Here is a 16,069-nt window from a genome sequence, read left to right as displayed (position 1 = left end):
GCTCGGTCCTGACCCCGGGTGGCGCGGAAGGAGTGGTGCATGGTCCGGAGCGGACTGACGCCGCCGCGCCGTCGGCTGGTCGCCACTCTCACGGCTCTGAGCTGCGCCGTCGTGCTGACCACGGCCGGCTGCACGGGCGACGACGACGGCTTCCGGCCCGGTGCGGTGGACGCCGGTGACCCGTACGTGCCGGGCCGGGGCAACGGGGGCTACGACGTCACGCACTACGGGCTGGACGTCCGCTACGACCCGAGGACGGACCGGCTCACCGGTCGGGCCACCATCACGGCGACCGCCACCCAGAAGCTGTCCCGGTTCAACCTGGACCTGGTCGGCCTGAACGTCGACGGGGTCACCGTCGCCGGCAAGCGCGCCCAGCACCGACGCGACGACGGCGAGCTGGTGGTGACCCCACGCGCCGGGCTCGCGCGCGGTCGGTCGTTCACGGTGACTGTCGACTACGCGGGCGTGCCCACCCCCGTCGACGACGGCGTGCTCGGCAGCGGCGGTTTCCTGCACACCGCCGACGGGGCCATCGCGCTCGGGCAGCCCGAATCGGCGGCCACCTGGTTCCCGGTCAACGACCACCCGTCGGACAAGGCCACCTACGACATCGCGGTGACCGTCCCGGACGGACTGTCCGCGTTGAGCAACGGGGTGCCCGGCCCCCGGAGCAGCGCCGACGGGTGGACGACCTGGCGCTGGTCGGAGCGCACCCCGATGGCCAGCTACCTGAGCACCCTCGTGATCGGGAACTACCGGGTGGTCTCCGGCGCCCACGCCGGAAGGCCGCTGGTCACCGCGGTCGCGGCGAGCCTGCCGGCGAACGGTGGCGCGGCCGGCTCGGTGGCCCGCACCGGGGAGATAGTCGACTTCCTGGCCAGCCGCTTCGGTCCGTACCCCTTCGACTCGTACGGCGGGATCGTGGTCGCCGACGAGCGGATCGGGTACGCGTTGGAGACGCAGTCCCGGCCGGTCTACGGGCCGGCGTTCTTCACCGGAGACCGCCCGAATCCCGGGGTGGTGGCGCACGAGCTGGCCCACCAGTGGTTCGGCGACAGCGTGTCCCTGCGCAGGTGGAGCGACATCTGGCTCAACGAGGGCTTCGCCAGTTACGCCGAGTGGCTGTGGGAGGAGCACGACGGCGGCCGGACCGCGCAGCGCAACTTCGAGCTGCAGTACGCGTCGACCGACTGGTCGGAGCCGTCGGTCGAGCCGGGCCGGGAGCGGATGTTCGGCACCGCCGTCTACAAGCGCGGCGCGCTCGCCGTGCACGCGCTGCGCCGGACGGTCGGTGACGACACCTTCTTCCGCATCCTGCGCACCTGGACGTCGGAGCGGGCGTCCGGCACCGCCACCACCTCGGACTTCGTGGCGCTGGCCGAGCGGGTGGCCGACCGGCAGCTCCAGCCGCTCTTCGACGCCTGGCTGGTGGGCGGCGCGGCACCGACCCTGCCGTGACGGCCTCGTGATCATCTATCGATAGGCTGCCGCCTGCGATCGGGCAGGAGCGCCGGTCGCGCGGGGGTGGCGCGGCCCTCCCGCACCGGGTGTACGGGGAGGTTCGTGATGCGGGGTACGCGGCACAGGCTGCGGGCGGGTGTCGGTCTGCTGGTGACCGGGGCGCTCGTGTTGTCCGGGTGCGACTCGTCCACTCCGGAGGCGGCACCGCCGTCGCCGAGCGCGTCCCCGACGCCGTCGCGGACCTTCACTCCCGGTGCGGACGGAGTCGGCGACGCCTACTTCCCCAGCTACGGCAACGGCGGGTACGACGTCGGGAAGTACACCGTCAAGGTGCGCTACGACCCGGCGAAGGACCGGTTGACGGGTACGACCACCGTGCAGGCCACGGCGACGGCGGACCTGTCGACCTTCAACCTCGACCTGGCGGGCCTGACGGTCACGACGGTCACCGTGGACGCCGCGCCGGCCACCCACACCCGGAACAAGAACGAGCTGGTCATCACGCCGGCGGCCGGCCTCATCACGGGCAACGGATTCGTGGTGGAGATCGCGTACGAGGGTGTGCCGAAGCCGCTGAAGAACGAACTGCTCGGCGAGGGCGGTTTCCTGCACACCGCCGACGGCGCCATCGCCCTGGGTCAGCCCGAGTCGGCGAGCACCTGGTTCCCGGTCAACGACCATCCGTCGGACAAGGCGGCGTACGACTTCGAGATCACCGTCCCGCAGGGCATCACCGCGGTCAGCAACGGCGTGCCGGGCGGTAGCACCACCACGGATGGCTGGACCACCTGGAAGTGGTCGGAGAAGTCGCCGATGGCGAGCTACCTGAGCAACGTGGTGATCGGCAAGTTCCGGATCACCACGGGCCAGCACAAGGGCAAGCCGGTGTACAGCGCGGTCACCACCAAGGTGGCCAAGGGCGCCTCCGACGCGTCGATCGCGAAGACCGTCAAGGTGGCCGACTACCTGGAGACGGTCTTCGGGCCGTACCCGTTCGACGCGTACGGCGGCGTGGTGGTCTCGGACAGCCGGATCGCGTACGCGCTGGAGACGCAGAGCCGCCCGGTCTACTCGGCCGGCTTCTTCCGGCGGGGCGAGAACACCGAGGTGGTCGCCCACGAGCTGGCCCACCAGTGGTTCGGCGACAGCGTGGCGCTGGCCAAGTGGGAGGACATCTGGCTCAACGAGGGCTTCGCGACGTACGCGGAGTGGCTGTGGGCGGAGCACACCAAGGAGTACACCGCCAAGCAGGCCTTCGACATCCGGTACCAGCGGGTGCCCGCCACGGTGTGGAAGACCCCGCCGGGCAAGCCGGGCGTGAAGGACCTGTTCAGCGAGTCGGTCTACCAGCGCGGCGGAATGACCCTGCACGCGCTGCGGGTGGCCGTCGGTGACAAGGCGTTCTTCGAGATCGTCAAGACGTGGGCGGCGGAGAAGCGCAACGGTGTCGCCACCACCGCCGAGTTCGTGGCCCTCGCCGAGCGGATCTCCGGCAAGCAGCTCGACGCGCTCTTCGACGCGTGGCTCTTCGGCACCAAGAAGCCCGCCCAGCCCAAGAAGCTCTGACCCCGCCCACGCCCCCGCCCGCCCCACCGGGCGGGGCGGGGGCCGGGCGGTCAGTTCTTGACCACCAGTTTGGGGTGGGCCTTCAGGTACGCGTCGGCGCGACCGGCCCGGAGTTCGGTGATGAACGTCCGCCCCTCACTGGTGAGCTGTTCGCCCCGGTAGGCGCTGCCCTTGCCGACGCCGGAGCCGGGCAGCCCGACCAGGGTGAACTGGTTCTCCGGCACCCCGCTGAGGGCGTACGCCAGGTCGACGATCCGGTCGCCGCCCACGTACACCAGGGTGTCGCCCAGGGCGGCGACCACCTGGTCGACCCGCTCGGGCTGCCGGGCCAGGCCCTCGTCGAGGATCTTGCGGGTCAGGGCCTTGACGAGTTGCTGCTGGTGACGCTGGCGGGCGTAGTCGCCGCCGGTGATGTAGCGCTGCCGGGCGTAGTCCAGTGCCTGCCAGCCATTGAGGTGCTGTTCGCCCTTCTCGTAGACCTTCTGCGGGCCGGTGTAGCCGCCGGGGGCGCTGTCCCGGTACTTGCCGTCCGGCTTGCGGTGCAGGGACGCGACCCGCTGGTCGACGTAGATGTCCACCCCGCCGAGGGCGTTCACCAGCTTGTCGAACCCGCCGAAGGTGAGCACGGCGCCCGCGTCGATCCGCAGCCCGGTGTAGCCGCTGACCGTGCTGCGCAGCAGCTCGTACCCCTGGGCCGTGCTCGGCTGCTTGGGCTTGCCCGGCACCCGGCTGCCGAAGCTCATCGAGTGGGTGAGCTTGGTCTTGCCGCCCTTGTAGCCGGCCTTGGGGAACGGCGGGATGTCCACCAGCAGGTCGCGGGGGAGCGAGAAGAGGTACGCCCGGCCCAGGCCCTTCGGCACGTGCAGCACCAGGACGGCGTCGGAGTGCGGCTCCCAGCCCGGCACGCTGACCCGGGTGTCCACGCCGACCAGCAGCAGCGTCAACGGGCCGCTGATGTTCGCGCCCGGCGGCGGGCCGGTCGGGCTCGGGGTGGGTGGGGCGGCCGGCGACGGGCTCGGCGAGCCGGCCAGCGGGGTGCTGGCGGGCTTGTCGTCGCCGCTCAGCCGCATGATCACCGTCGCTCCGCCGACGACCAACGCCACGACGGCGAGCGCCGCCAGCCCGAGCAGCAGCCAGCGTCGGCGCGGCTCCATCGACCCCAGGATCATCGTGTGCTTCCTTCCACCCGTATCCGGAACAACGCTCCGACGGGTGCTCCGGGTTGCGGCCGGGAGGCGACGGGTCGGTCGGCCGGTGCATGATCGCGCGAAAACGGGCGCTGGCGCGAGCGCTACTCGCGAGTAATGATGCGTCCATGCGGTACGACGTGGTCGTCATCGGGTCCGGCTTCGGCGGCGGCGTCACCGCCCTGCGGCTGGCGGAGAAGGGCTATTCGGTCGGTGTCGTCGAGGCGGGCCGCCGCTTCGCCGACGACGAGTTCCCGCAGACGTCGTGGCGTCTGCGCCGGTTCCTCTGGGCGCCGAAGCTGGGCTGCTACGGCATCCAGCGGCTCACCCTGCTCCGCTCGGCCGCCGGCCGGTCCGGCGGCGGCGTGCTGGTGCTCTCCGGAGCGGGGGTGGGCGGCGGGTCACTGGTCTACGCGAACACCCTCTACGAGCCGCTCGACGCCTTCTACCGCGATCCACAGTGGCGCGACGTCACGGACTGGCGAGACGAGTTGGCCCGCCACTACGACCAGGCGAAGCGGATGCTCGGCGTCACCACGTACCCCGTCCACACGGGCGCGGACCGCGCCATGCGGGCGGTGGCCGACCGGATGGGGGTGGGGCACACCTTCCACGCCACCCCGGTCGGCGTGCACATCGGTCGTCCGGGTGAACGCGTCGCCGACCCCTACTTCGGTGGCGTCGGCCCGCAGCGCACCGGCTGTCTGCACTGCGGCTCGTGCATGACCGGCTGCCGGCACGGCGCCAAGAACACGCTCGCCAAGAACTACCTCTGGCTCGCCGAGCGGCTGGGCGCCACCGTGCACCCGCTGACCACGGTGACGGCCGTCCGGCCGGCCGCCGGTGGCGGGTACGAGGTGCACACCGAGCGCACCGGGGCGTGGTTGCGCCGACGGCGGCAGGTCATCCACGCCGACCAGGTGGTCTTCGCGGCCGGGGCGCTCGGCACGCAGCGGCTGCTGCACGAGATGAAGGCCACCGGGGCGTTGCCGCGCCTGTCGGACCGGCTGGGCGCGTTGACCCGGACCAACTCCGAGGCGATCCTCGGCGCGTCGATCCCCCGGCGACGGGCCCGACGGGAGCGGACCGACTTCACCGAGGGGGTGGCGATCACCAGTTCGTTCCACCCCGATCCGCAGACCCATATCGAACCGGTCCGCTACGGCCGCGGCTCGAACGCCATGGGCCTGCTCCAGTCGCTGCTGGTCGACGGCGGGCCGCACCGGGTCCGGCGCTGGCTGGGCAGCATCGTCCGGCAGCCGCGCCTGGCCGCGCGGATGCTGACCGTGCGCGGCTGGTCGGAGCGGACGGTGATCGCCCTGGTGATGCAGTCGGTGGACAACTCGTTGACCACCCGCTGGCGGCGCGGTCCGTGGGGCCGCCGCCTGGTCGCGGGGCCGGGGCACGGTACCCCGAGCCCGACGTGGATCCCGGCCGGCAACACCGCCACCCGACTGCTCGCCGAGGAGATCGGCGGTACGCCCGGCGGCTCGCTCACCGAGCCGTTCGACATCCCGGTCACCGCGCACATCCTGGGCGGGGCGGTGATCGGCGCCACCCCGGCCGACGGGGTGGTCGACCCCTGGCACCGCGTGTACGGCCATCCGGGCCTGCACGTGGTCGACGGCGCGGCCGTCTCCGCCAACCTCGGGGTCAACCCGTCGCTGACGATCACCGCGCAGGCGGAGCGGGCGATGTCCTTCTGGCCCAACCGGGGCGACGAGGACCCCCGGCCCCCACTCGGAGATCCGTACCGACGGCTGCCGGCCGTACCCCCGCGCACGCCGGCCGTGCCCGCGGACGCCCCGGCCGCCCTACGCCCCTGACAGGGGCCGGCGGAGGATGTGGTTGACGCCGAACACGGTGTCGCTGACGCGGACGTCGGTGTAGCCGAGCCGGTGGTAGAACCCGTGCCCGGTGTGGCTGGCGCCCGTTTCCATGAACGCGTGCCCCTCGGCCCGGGCCAGCTCCTCGACGTGCCGCATCAACCGGCGGCCGACGCCGCGGCCGTGCGCGTCCGGGTCGACGAACATGGTGTAGACCTTGTTGCCGTCGCGGGACACCGTGCCGACCGGGCGTCCGTCCTGCTCGGCGACGTAGATCCGCCGCTCGGCACTGAGGTCGCGGAACCGGTCGGCGGTGAAGTGGTCGCACATCCGGTCGATCAGCTCGGCCGGGTAGTCACGGCTGTTCACCTCCCGCAGGCAGCGGACGACCAGGGCCGACAGTGCCTCGCCGTCCTCGGGGCGGAACGCTCGGATGGTCAGCTCGGTCATCGGCACGCCTCCGTCCGGTCCGCACGGGGATCGTCGCGCACCGTATCGGGACGCGGGACGCCGTCGCCACCCCGCCGGACATCACGGGGCATACCGCCGACGGTGCGGCCGCCGCGCCGAGTGCGTGGGGCGCGGGTCGGGCCGGGGGTGACTGTCGGTAGGCTTTGTGCACATGAGCCTGCCTCGCCCCGTCCTCGTGGTGGACTTCGGAGCCCAGTACGCCCAGCTCATCGCGCGCCGGGTCCGCGAGGCGAAGGTCTACTCCGAGATCGTGCCGCACTCCATGCCGGTCGCCGAGATGCTGGCGAAGAACCCGGCCGCGATCATCCTCTCCGGCGGTCCGGCCAGCGTGTACGCGCCGGACGCCCCGCAGATCGACGCCGGCCTGTTCACGGCCGACGTGCCGGTCTTCGGCATCTGCTACGGCTTCCAGGCGATGGCCCAGGCGCTCGGCGGCACCGTCGCGCACACGGGCAGCCGGGAGTACGGCGGTACCCCGCTGCGTCCCCGCCTCACCGAGCCGGGTGTGCTGCTGCGTGACCTGCCGGCTGATCTGCCGGTCTGGATGAGCCACGGCGACTGCGTCACGGAGGCCCCCGAGGGCTTCACGGTGACGGCCGAGTCGGCGGGTGCGCCCGTGGCGGCCTTCGAGGACATCGTCGGCCGCCGGGCCGGCGTGCAGTTCCACCCGGAGGTCGGGCACACGGCGCACGGCCAGGAGATGCTGACCCGCTTCCTGTACGACATCGCCGGCATCGAGCCGACCTGGACGCCCGAGAACATCATCGACGAGCAGGTCGCCCGCATTCGGGCGCAGGTCGGCGACAAGGAGGTCATCTGCGGCCTCTCCGGCGGGGTGGACTCGGCGGTCGCCGCCGCGCTGGTGCACCGGGCGGTCGGTGACCAGCTCACCTGCGTCTTCGTCGACCACGGCCTGCTGCGCGCCGGTGAGGCCGAGCAGGTCGAGAAGGACTACGTCGCCGCCACCGGCATCAAGCTGAAGGTGGTCGACGCGGCGGAGAGGTTCCTCGGCGCGCTGGCCGGGGTGACCGACCCCGAGCAGAAGCGCAAGATCATCGGCCGGGAGTTCATCCGGGTCTTCGAGGCCGCCGCCCGGGAGATCGCCTCGCACGGTGACGTGGAGTTCCTCGTCCAGGGCACCCTCTACCCGGACGTGGTCGAGTCCGGCGGCGGCACCGGCACCGCCAACATCAAGAGTCACCACAACGTCGGCGGCCTGCCGGAGGACCTGAAGTTCGCGCTCGTCGAGCCGCTGCGCACGCTCTTCAAGGACGAGGTCCGGGCGCTCGGCCTCCAGCTCGGCCTGCCCGAGGCGATGGTCTGGCGGCACCCGTTCCCCGGCCCCGGTCTGGCCATCCGGATCATCGGCGCCGTCGACCGGGAGCGCCTCGACCTGCTGCGTCAGGCCGACCTGATCGCCCGTGCGGAGCTGACCGCCGCCGGCCTGGACCGGGGCGTCTGGCAGTTCCCCGTGGTGCTGCTCGCCGACGTGCGCAGCGTCGGGGTGCAGGGTGACGGGCGCAGCTACGGGCATCCCGTGGTGCTGCGCCCGGTCTCCAGCGAGGACGCGATGACCGCCGACTGGTCCCGGCTGCCCTACGAGGTCGTCGCCCGGATCTCCACCCGGATCACCAACGAGGTCGCCGAGGTCAACCGCGTGGTGCTGGACGTGACCAGCAAGCCGCCGGGCACCATCGAGTGGGAGTGAGCGGGCCTCACGCGGCCGGCGGGGTCGTCGGCGGGTAGGGCGGCGTCGGGGCGTACCCCGGCGGTGGACCGCCCGGCGCGGACCCGGCGGTCGGCGCGACGCCCGCCGGGTGCGGCCAGGCGGGCGCGCCGGTGGGCTCCTCGGGCATCAGGAACCACATGATCGGGTACGCGAGCAGCGCGACCCCGCCGGTGAGCAGGCCGGTGACCGCGAAGGCCACGCGGATCAGGGTGGGGTCGACGTCGAAGTAGCGGCCGAGGCCACTGGCGACCCCCGCCACCATGCGGTCGGTGGTGGGTCGCCGGAGCTGCTTGTACGGGGCCTGGGGAGCGGCGGTAGGTGTCATGCCTCCACGGTCCTCGTCGACGCCCGGCCTGCCCTCGGTGACCGCCCGGATCCCTACCCTGATCGATCCCTGAGCGGGAAGCGAGAAGTCAGGAATCCGACTCTTTTCCGTTCCGGTAACGCGGCCCGGGGAGAATTTGGACCCGTGACCACCATGCTGGAGCCGCTCCGCAGGATCGCGGCATACGCAGTTTGTGCTGATTCAGACGGCCGAGTGTTGCTGGTCCGCGCATCGGAGCGCTCCGGCACCCCCGGCACCTGGTCGCTGCCCGGAGGGGCGGTCGACCACGGCGAGGACCCCCATCACACGGTGGTCCGCGAGACCGCCGCCGAGACGGGCCTCTCGGTCGCCGTCTCGGGCCTGGCCGACGTGCTCGCCGACATGCGGGCGCTGCCCGAGCGCGGCATCACCATCCACACCGATCGCCTGATCTACCGGGTGGCGGTGCGCGGCGGCACGCTGGCCGACCGGGCCGGCGAGCGTCCCACCGACCTGGCCCGGTGGTACACGCTGGACGAGGCGCGTCAGTTGCCGCTGCGCTCCTTCACCGCCCGCACTCTCGGCCTCCCCGCCTCCTCGGCCGACGTGGTGCCCGAGGAGGCCCCCGAGTTCCCCTCCTTCTACGCGGTCCCCGGCCCGGACGGGCTGCACCGGGCGCAGCGCTTCGCCGCGTACGCGGTGTGCACCGACCCGGCCGGCCGGGTGCTGCTCACCCGCATCTCCGACGGGTACCCGGGCGCCGGCTGCTGGCACCTGCCCGGCGGCGGCACCGACTACGGCGAGCAGCCCGGCGCGGCGCTCATCCGGGAGCTGGTCGAGGAGACCGGCCAGGCCGGCCGCCTCGTCGAGCTGCTCGGTGTGGCGAGCCACCGCGACGCCGCCTCGCTCGGTCCGGAGGGTTATCCCATCGACTGGCACGGCGTACGCGCCTTCTACCGCGTGGTGGTCGACCAGCCCAACCCGCTGATCATCGGCGACGTCGGCGGCTCCACCTGCGAGGCCCGTTGGTTCGCCCGCGAGGAGTTGGGCGCCCTGCCCACCGACCGCCTGACCGAGGTGACAGCCGAAGCAGTCCAAGCAGCCCAACTAACCTGACCCCCACCCCCACCCTGGCCCCCGCCCACCGGCCTCGCGGTGATCATGAAGTTATTGTCAGGACACGCCGAGATGGACGGCGATAACTTCATGATCACCGGGTGCTGCTGGGGACGGGGGTAGGGGCGTGGGCGGGGTGGAGTCGGTGCGGCGGGTTGGTTCCTATGGTCTGTTGGGGGATCTGGGGCGGTTTCTGGTTGTCCGGGATAGCGGGGCGCGGGCCTGGTCGCTGCCGGGAGGGCTTGTCGCGCACGCGGAGCACCCGGAGCGGGCCGTGGTGCGCGCGTTCACCGAGCAGACCGGTTCGAGCGCGTCGGTGGGTCGGTTGCGGGCTGTCGCCGCGGACGTGAACGCCGACGCGGGTGGCGGTACGTCGGTGCACACCGACCGCTTGCTGTTCGACCTCGCCGCACGGGACGGTGTGCCGGAGGTCACCGGCGGTGGCGTGGAGACCCGTTGGGTCGACCCCGGGGCCGTGGCCGAGCTGCCGTTGACGCCGTTCAGCGCCGAACTGCTCGGCCTGCCCGCCGTTTCGCTTCCGGTCGACGCGTACCCGTCCGCCGAGCCGCCCGCGCCGTCGCATCCGGATCGCCGGCTGCGCTTCGGGGCGTACGGGCTGGTCACCGACCCGGCGGGGCGGATCCTGCTGACCCAGATCGCCGACGGCTACCCCGGTGCCGGCAAGTGGCACCTACCCGGCGGCGGCACCGATCACGGTGAGCAGCCGACCACCGGGCTGCTCCGGGAACTGGTGGAGGAGGGCGGTCAGGTGGGCCGCGTGGTGGAGCTGCTCGGCGTGGACAACCTGCACAACCCGGCCGCGCTCGGCCCGGAGGGTCGTCCGTTGGACTGGCACGGCGTCCGGGTGGTCTACCGGGTGCTGGTGGACGCCCCCACCGACGCCGTGGTGACCGAGTCCGCCGGTGGCTCGACCGCGCGGGCGGGCTGGTTCACCGTCGCGCAGACCGCTGAGCTGCCGCTGACCGGCATCGCTGCCTCGGCAATCGGACAGCTGGCCGCATAGCACTCGGCTCAGCGAGCCGAGTTGGCTACCCTCCGGTAGAGTCAGAGGCGGGAATGGTGGAGGAAACGGGCGATGAAGCCCGGGATGGGGAATAACAAGCGGTTCGCGTGGTTTGTACCAGATGAGTACCGCCGGCAGCTATCGCCAAGCCCCGTTCCCCTGTGCGATGGTGTACTCCGCCAAAACGGCTGCCGGGCCACGTAAGGTCCGGCACGAGACAGCCGGACACCCGCCCCCCGAGGGCGGCAAGCCGATCCGGTGATGGAGGAAACGTGCCGAGAGCCCTTTGGCGCCGGCGTCGTACGACTGACAGTCCGCGCCCCGCAGGGCGTCGCTGGGCGGGCCAGTTGCGCCGCAGCAGCACGTTCGCCCGCCAGGTGTTGCTGGTCCGGGTGGGCCGCCGTGACGGTGACCTGCGGACCACCGACCTGACACTGCCCGAGCACCGGTACGCCGACCGCCAGCGCCGTCGCTACGGCCTGGACCGGCTCAGCCGGCCTGCCGGCGTCAGCCGCGCCGGCATCGAAGCGGTCATGCCGGTCAGCCCGGCGCTGCCGATGGCGCACACCGACGAGGCCACCGCCGGGTCGATCCCCCTGCTCCCCGGCGAGCGCACGATGGCCCGCCGGATTAAGTTCGCCCTGGTCAACGCCTGCACCCTGGCCAGCCTGATGCTCGGCATGCTGGCGATCTTCCTGGCCATGCAGGGCGAGGTGCGCATCGCCGCCCTCTGCCTGATCGCCTGCGTCATCTTCGACGGCCTGGACGGTGCGTTGGCGCGTCGGCTCGGCGTCGCCAGCCCGTTCGGCGCTCAGATGGACTCGCTCGCCGACATGTGCTCGTTCGGCCTCGCCGCGCCGGTGGTGGTCTACGCGTCGCTCGCCGGCTCCGTGTCGACGGCCGCGGCTGCGGTCGCCTGTGCGCTGGTCGCGGCGTGCGCGGCGATCCGGCTGGCCCGCTTCAACGTCTCACCGAAGGACGGCCGCTTCTTCTGCGGTGTCCCCACCACCATGGCCGCCGCCGTGCTCGCCGTGACCGTGGCGATCGGTCTGCCGGTGCCCGGCTTCGTGCTCGTGGCCGGCGTGGCGCTGCTCGCCTTCGCGATGGTGTCCAGCTTCCCGTACGCCAAGCTCGCGCGCCTGGTGAAGCTGCCGCCGTGGCTCTGGCTCGCCCCGGTGCTCGGCGCGCTCGTCGACATCCGGCTCACGTTCGCCCTGATCGTGGTCGGTTACCTGATCAGCGGGCCGGTGCTCTGGCTGCGCCAGCGTCGTACCGCCTGACCCGACGTACGAGAACGGGGCGCCGCGGACAGCGGCGCCCCGTTCTTCGTCTCAGCGCCAGCGGGCGATCACCGTGGCGCCGCCGACGACCTTGTCGCCCGGCCCCACCAGCGGTTCCGCGGCGTCGGCCGGCAGGTAGACGTCGGTCCGCGAGCCGAACCGGATGAGCCCGAACCGCTCGCCCTTGGCCAGCAGCGTGCCGATCGGCGCGCGCTGCACGATGCGGCGGGCGATCAGACCGGTCCGCTGCGCGACCACCACCGTGCCACGGCTGGTGTCCAGCACCGTGTACGCGGCGACGTTGTGCTCGGCGTCCGGCTTCATCGCGTTGACGAAACCACCGTCGGCGACGAAGTAGTCCACCACCTTGCCGGCGACCGGGGCCCGGTTGACGTGCACGTCCAGCACGGACAGGAAGACCGCGACGCGCAGCCACTCGCCGTCACCGAACCGCTCGTCGTGCAGCCGCTGCACCGACAGGACCTTGCCGTCCGCGCTGGCGACCACGGCGTTCGGGTCCTCCGGCACGTCCCGCTGCGGATCCCGGAAGAACGCGGCGACCGGGCCGGCCGCCAGCGCCGGCAGCAGCCACAGCTTGGACGACGGACGCGCCACCCGGGCCAGCGCCGCCAGACCCAGCGTGATGCCCGCCGCCGCCACCCCGTTGGAGTCGATGTGCATGCCCCTGGTCAGCGGCACGCTGGACGGCCGGTACGCCGGGGCCAGCCGGTCGGCCGCCGCCGGACTGGCCGGCGTGAACCGCAGTCGGTGGACCCGTATCGGCGGCGAGTTGCGCAGCACCAGGTCGCTGCCGACGCCGTACAGGGCGTCCTGGCGGCCCAGCTCGCCGGCCGCGCCGGTGGTCCGGCCCGGCGTCGCGGTGGTGGCGACGGTCAGCACCGCGCCGTCGGCGAGGTACTTCGACAACCCCTGGATGTCGTGACGGGCCTCCTCGGCGGTGCCGACGAACGCCTCACCGGCGACGACCACCGCCGCGGGCTCGGCGTCGGAGAGCGCGTCGACCACGTGTACCCGGTCGGCGACCCACCGGCCCTGGGCGGTGACGTGCTCACGGAGCGCGGCGGCGGTGGACGACTCGGCGGGCACCACGGTGAGCCGGTCGCCGGGGAGCAGCGCCTCGATCGCCGCGGCCAGCACCGCGGACTCCGGGCTCACGCCGACCAGCAGGGCGACCTTCGGGTCGTTCATCCGGGCCAGCTCGGAGACGAGCGTACGGGCGGCTCGCTCGCCGATGCGGACCGGACCGGACCGGCCGGTGGTACGCACGGCGGGGGACTGCGTCATGACGGGCGGGCTCCTGACGGGGTAGAGACGGGAATCGCGGCGGGGGCGCCATGGCGGGACGGGCCGGCCGGCGGAGGCGAGATCTCCACCGGCCAGCATATGCGCCTGTCCGCCCCGGCCGCAGCGGCGAGCCCTCCGGCCCGGGGCGACCGCCGGGGTCAGGAATCCTCTCGCCGCCCCGCCCGCTCGTCAGCGCCCGCCGGATCGTCGCCGGTGGCGGGGCCGTCGCTGGCCGCCGGATCCTTGTCGCCGGCCGACGTCTCGGCCGACGTCTCGGCCGACTTTTCGGCCGACGGATCGGCCGCCCGGGTCTCGCCGACCGGGGTGAGCGGGTGGTCGACCCGGGTCGGCTCGGCGGCCTGCGCCGTGGCCGGCGAGGTCTCCGGCTCGGCCGGGGCGTGCGCCAGCCAGGCGGGATGGACCATGCCGGCCGTCGCCGCGTCCGCCGTGCTCAGCTCGGCCGTGGGCGGCTCCGCCGTGCTCAGCTCGGCCGTGGGCGGCTCCGGTGTGCGCAGTTCGGCCGTGGGTGGCTCCGGCGTGCGTAGCTCCGCCGTGGGCGCAGGGTCGGGCATGGACTCGAACATGGTCGGCGCGGGCGGCTCGTACCCGGTCGGCTCGAACGAGGCGGTCCGCGGTGTGCCCTGCTCGGCTGCGACGGGCGCGGGCGCGCCCGCGCCCGTCGCAGCGGAGGCCGTCGCACCCGGTCCGGTGGTCTCGATCGGCTCCGGGCGGCCGGACCGGCCGGAGCGCAGCGCGCCGACCAGACCGAAGACTCCGATCAGGATCAGCGCGCCGGCCAGGAACCAGCCGACCGGCGGCAGCGCGAGCCCGAGCAGTTGGGCGAGCAGCCACCAGGCCGACAGCGCCAGGAACACCAGCCCGAAGGCGAACGAGAGCAGGTCCGTACGGTGAGCCTTCACCGGGTCACCTCCAGGTTGCCGGCATTGACGTGGATGTACAGCCGCAGCTTCCCGCCGCCGGGGCCGTCCGCGCCCAGGTCGGTGGACTCCCGCAGCCGGCCGTCGATTCCGCCGGATCGGTTGCCGAAGACGGTGGCGTCGCCGGCGTTGACGTCGGCCACCGTGGTGACGTCCACGTTGGGCGGTACGACCACGGTCGCCTGACCGAAGTTGATCGCCACGGTCACCTGGGTGTCCTGCTTCGTGAAGTCGATGCCGCGCAGGTCGAGGACGGCGTCACCGAAACTGTTCTCGTACCGGTCGGCGAGGTCGCGGTAGTCGGTGGGCGCCCAGGTGACCGCGCCGTCCACGCCCCGGATCCGGTCGTAGGACTCGGCGACGGTCGCCGTGCCCAACGCGGCGGCCGTCACCAGCCCCAGCGCGATCAACCAGCGCGCCCGGCCGAACCAGGTGCCGACGAGCAGCCCCAGTCCGATGGTGGCCAACGCGGCCGCGAAGTACGCCGAGGCGCCGACGTCGAAGACGTCCAACAGGTCGAGCAGGGCGACCACGCCGAGCGCCAGGAAGATCAGCGAGAAGGTCACCGGACCGAGCGGCGAACGCTCCCGGGGCCGCTTCGGTGGCTTCGGTGGCTTGGGCGGGGGGTACGCGACCGGCGCCGGTGCCGCGTACGGGCCGTGTGGAGCGAACGGAGGGCGGTATCCGCCCGGCGTCGTCGCCCCGGGGAGGGTGGACGGGCCGGCGGCGGGTACGGCGGTCACCGGCGCCGACGGCCAGCCGCTGGTGGGCGAGTCGCCGCCCGGCCATCCGGGATCGGGGGCCGGCCAACCGGTGCCCTGCGACGTGGCCGTCGCGGCGGCCGGCTGCGCGGACACCGGACCTGCCCCGGACACCAGCGTCGCCGGGGATGCCGGCTGCGCGCCGACGGGCGGCTGCGCCGTCGCGGGCGGCTGACCACCCGGGACAGGCGGGTACGCGCTCTGCGGCGCGGTGGCGTACGACAGGGTGTCGCCCGCCAGCGGCGCGGTCGCCAGCGGACCGCCGGGCGGCACCGTGCCGTACGCGGGAGCGGGCCAGGCGACCGGCGGAACCGGCCCGGGTGGCGTGCCCGCCGGGGCGGGCGGCACCGGTCCACCCGAGGGCTGTGGCCCACGGTTGTCCCGGTTGAGGAGCAACGCGCCGCCGATCAGGATGGCCGCGCCGAGCAGGACCGCGCGGAAGGCGTCGGTGACGATGTAGCCGAAGCTCGCGGCCACCAGGATGCCCAGGATGATCACGGTTACCGGGGACATGCTGGAACGGCCCCGCCCCAGCATGGACTCCACCGGAGAGGCCGTGTCGCCCTCGTTGGGGATGATCAGCCAGGCGGCGACGTACACCAGGATGCCGATGCCGCCGAAGAACCCGAGCACGGCGAGGAGCACCCGCCACAGCACCGGGTCGGTGTTGGTGGCTCGTCCGATCGCCGCGCAGACCCCGGCGAGGTAACGGCCGTCGCGGGGCCGGACCAGCCCGTACCGCGAGGTGAAGCCGGTGCCGCCCAGCGGGCCCCCGGACGGTCCGGCCGTGCCGGGCCCTCCAGGCGTACCCGCGCCACCGCCGGGCCCGTAGCCCGTGCCGGCCGCGTAGCCGGCACCCGGCGCGTAGCCGGCACCCGGGGCGTAGCCGGCACCCGGGGCGTAGCCGGCGCCCGGCGGCTCGTGCTGGGCGTCGGTCGGCGGTGTGGCGGGTGGGCCGAACGTGGTCGGCTCGGCCCAGCCGGCGGGTGTCGTGGGCGGTGCGGGCGGTACTGAACCGCCCGACTGTGCCGGCCCGGGGCGGGGCGGCGGGGCAGCTTCCTCGGTCATGCCTCGATCCTGCGGCCCACCTCGCCCGAA

Annotated in this window: 12 protein-coding genes and 1 pseudogene; 7 read left to right on the top strand and 6 right to left on the bottom strand. The window is 73.2% G+C overall.

What is annotated here, in order from left to right; all coding sequences use genetic code 11:
* Window positions 1-39 precede the first annotated feature (39 nt).
* Both ACIBTX_RS20095 and ACIBTX_RS20090 read left to right on the top strand, forming a co-directional pair.
* Complete coding sequence (locus ACIBTX_RS20095; protein ID WP_396832836.1) at window positions 40-1,461, top strand: M1 family metallopeptidase; 1,422 nt, start codon at window positions 40-42, stop codon at window positions 1,459-1,461.
* 108 nt (window positions 1,462-1,569) lie between these two features.
* Complete coding sequence (locus ACIBTX_RS20090; RefSeq protein WP_357126301.1) at window positions 1,570-3,030, top strand: M1 family metallopeptidase; 1,461 nt, start codon at window positions 1,570-1,572, stop codon at window positions 3,028-3,030.
* A gap of 50 nt (window positions 3,031-3,080) precedes the next feature.
* On the opposite strand, the gene ACIBTX_RS20085 is transcribed toward ACIBTX_RS20090, so the two are convergent.
* Window positions 3,081-4,199, bottom strand: a complete 1,119-nt coding sequence (locus ACIBTX_RS20085; protein ID WP_396832835.1) for an LCP family protein — start codon at window positions 4,197-4,199, stop codon at window positions 3,081-3,083.
* 146 nt (window positions 4,200-4,345) lie between these two features.
* Here ACIBTX_RS20085 and ACIBTX_RS20080 point away from each other — a divergent pair, with 146 nt between their 5' ends.
* Window positions 4,346-6,043 (top strand): GMC family oxidoreductase, encoded by a 1,698-nt coding sequence (locus ACIBTX_RS20080; RefSeq protein ID WP_357126295.1) that lies wholly within the window; start codon window positions 4,346-4,348, stop codon window positions 6,041-6,043.
* Here ACIBTX_RS20080 and ACIBTX_RS20075 read toward each other — a convergent pair.
* Window positions 6,032-6,493: a GNAT family N-acetyltransferase gene (locus ACIBTX_RS20075; protein ID WP_357126291.1), complete on the bottom strand. Its 462-nt coding sequence runs from the start codon at window positions 6,491-6,493 to the stop codon at window positions 6,032-6,034. The genes ACIBTX_RS20080 and ACIBTX_RS20075 overlap by 12 nt on opposite strands.
* Before the next feature lie 172 nt (window positions 6,494-6,665).
* On the opposite strand from ACIBTX_RS20075, the gene guaA reads away from it, so the two are divergent.
* The gene (gene guaA, locus ACIBTX_RS20070; protein ID WP_357126288.1) at window positions 6,666-8,222 is read left to right on the top strand and encodes a glutamine-hydrolyzing GMP synthase; all 1,557 of its coding nucleotides are present in this window, start codon (window positions 6,666-6,668) and stop codon (window positions 8,220-8,222) included.
* A 7-nt stretch (window positions 8,223-8,229) separates the two neighbouring features.
* On the opposite strand, the gene ACIBTX_RS20065 is transcribed toward guaA, so the two are convergent.
* Window positions 8,230-8,568, bottom strand: a complete 339-nt coding sequence (locus ACIBTX_RS20065) for a PspC domain-containing protein (RefSeq protein ID WP_357126286.1) — start codon at window positions 8,566-8,568, stop codon at window positions 8,230-8,232.
* 144 nt (window positions 8,569-8,712) lie between these two features.
* Here ACIBTX_RS20065 and ACIBTX_RS20060 point away from each other — a divergent pair, with 144 nt between their 5' ends.
* From ACIBTX_RS20060 to ACIBTX_RS20050, 3 genes are all read left to right on the top strand, one after another.
* Window positions 8,713-9,663 carry an NUDIX hydrolase gene (locus ACIBTX_RS20060; protein ID WP_357126283.1) on the top strand — a complete coding sequence of 317 codons (951 nt, stop codon included), beginning with the start codon at window positions 8,713-8,715 and terminating at the stop codon, window positions 9,661-9,663.
* 136 nt (window positions 9,664-9,799) lie between these two features.
* The gene (locus tag ACIBTX_RS20055) at window positions 9,800-10,687 is read left to right on the top strand and encodes an NUDIX hydrolase (RefSeq protein WP_396832846.1); all 888 of its coding nucleotides are present in this window, start codon (window positions 9,800-9,802) and stop codon (window positions 10,685-10,687) included.
* 347 nt (window positions 10,688-11,034) lie between these two features.
* Window positions 11,035-11,967: a CDP-alcohol phosphatidyltransferase family protein gene (locus ACIBTX_RS20050; protein ID WP_396832845.1), complete on the top strand. Its 933-nt coding sequence runs from the start codon at window positions 11,035-11,037 to the stop codon at window positions 11,965-11,967.
* A gap of 51 nt (window positions 11,968-12,018) precedes the next feature.
* On the opposite strand, the gene ACIBTX_RS20045 is transcribed toward ACIBTX_RS20050, so the two are convergent.
* From ACIBTX_RS20045 to ACIBTX_RS20035, 3 genes and pseudogenes are all read right to left on the bottom strand, one after another.
* Window positions 12,019-13,272, bottom strand: a complete 1,254-nt coding sequence (locus tag ACIBTX_RS20045) for a phosphatidylserine decarboxylase (protein WP_396832834.1) — start codon at window positions 13,270-13,272, stop codon at window positions 12,019-12,021.
* 674 nt (window positions 13,273-13,946) lie between these two features.
* Window positions 13,947-14,192 (bottom strand): annotated as a pseudogene (locus ACIBTX_RS20040) (hypothetical protein); the annotation flags it as partial.
* Window positions 14,189-16,039 carry a PspC domain-containing protein gene (locus ACIBTX_RS20035; RefSeq protein WP_396832833.1) on the bottom strand — a complete coding sequence of 617 codons (1,851 nt, stop codon included), beginning with the start codon at window positions 16,037-16,039 and terminating at the stop codon, window positions 14,189-14,191. The pseudogene ACIBTX_RS20040 and the gene ACIBTX_RS20035, both read right to left, overlap by 4 nt.
* Window positions 16,040-16,069: the final 30 nt, after the last annotated feature.

The sequence above is a fragment of the Micromonospora sp. NPDC049359 genome (assembly GCF_044466585.1).
In the GTDB taxonomy this organism is placed as follows: Bacteria; Actinomycetota; Actinomycetes; order Mycobacteriales; family Micromonosporaceae; genus Micromonospora.
This window is presented reverse-complemented; position numbering and strand designations above follow the sequence as displayed.

What these genes read in the sequence shown, in the direction of transcription:
- ACIBTX_RS20085 (WP_396832835.1), bottom strand. Translation starts at nt 4,199, where the DNA reads ATGATCCTGGGGTCGATGGAGCCGCGCCGACGCTGGCTGCTGCTCGGG.
- ACIBTX_RS20065 (WP_357126286.1), bottom strand. Translation starts at nt 8,568, where the DNA reads ATGACACCTACCGCCGCTCCCCAGGCCCCGTACAAGCAGCTCCGGCGA.
- ACIBTX_RS20095 (WP_396832836.1), top strand. Translation starts at nt 40, where the DNA reads ATGGTCCGGAGCGGACTGACGCCGCCGCGCCGTCGGCTGGTCGCCACT.
- ACIBTX_RS20090 (WP_357126301.1), top strand. Translation starts at nt 1,570, where the DNA reads ATGCGGGGTACGCGGCACAGGCTGCGGGCGGGTGTCGGTCTGCTGGTG.
- ACIBTX_RS20075 (WP_357126291.1), bottom strand. Translation starts at nt 6,493, where the DNA reads ATGACCGAGCTGACCATCCGAGCGTTCCGCCCCGAGGACGGCGAGGCA.
- ACIBTX_RS20080 (WP_357126295.1), top strand. Translation starts at nt 4,346, where the DNA reads ATGCGGTACGACGTGGTCGTCATCGGGTCCGGCTTCGGCGGCGGCGTC.
- ACIBTX_RS20045 (WP_396832834.1), bottom strand. Translation starts at nt 13,272, where the DNA reads ATGACGCAGTCCCCCGCCGTGCGTACCACCGGCCGGTCCGGTCCGGTC.
- guaA (WP_357126288.1), top strand. Translation starts at nt 6,666, where the DNA reads ATGAGCCTGCCTCGCCCCGTCCTCGTGGTGGACTTCGGAGCCCAGTAC.
- ACIBTX_RS20035 (WP_396832833.1), bottom strand. Translation starts at nt 16,039, where the DNA reads ATGACCGAGGAAGCTGCCCCGCCGCCCCGCCCCGGGCCGGCACAGTCG.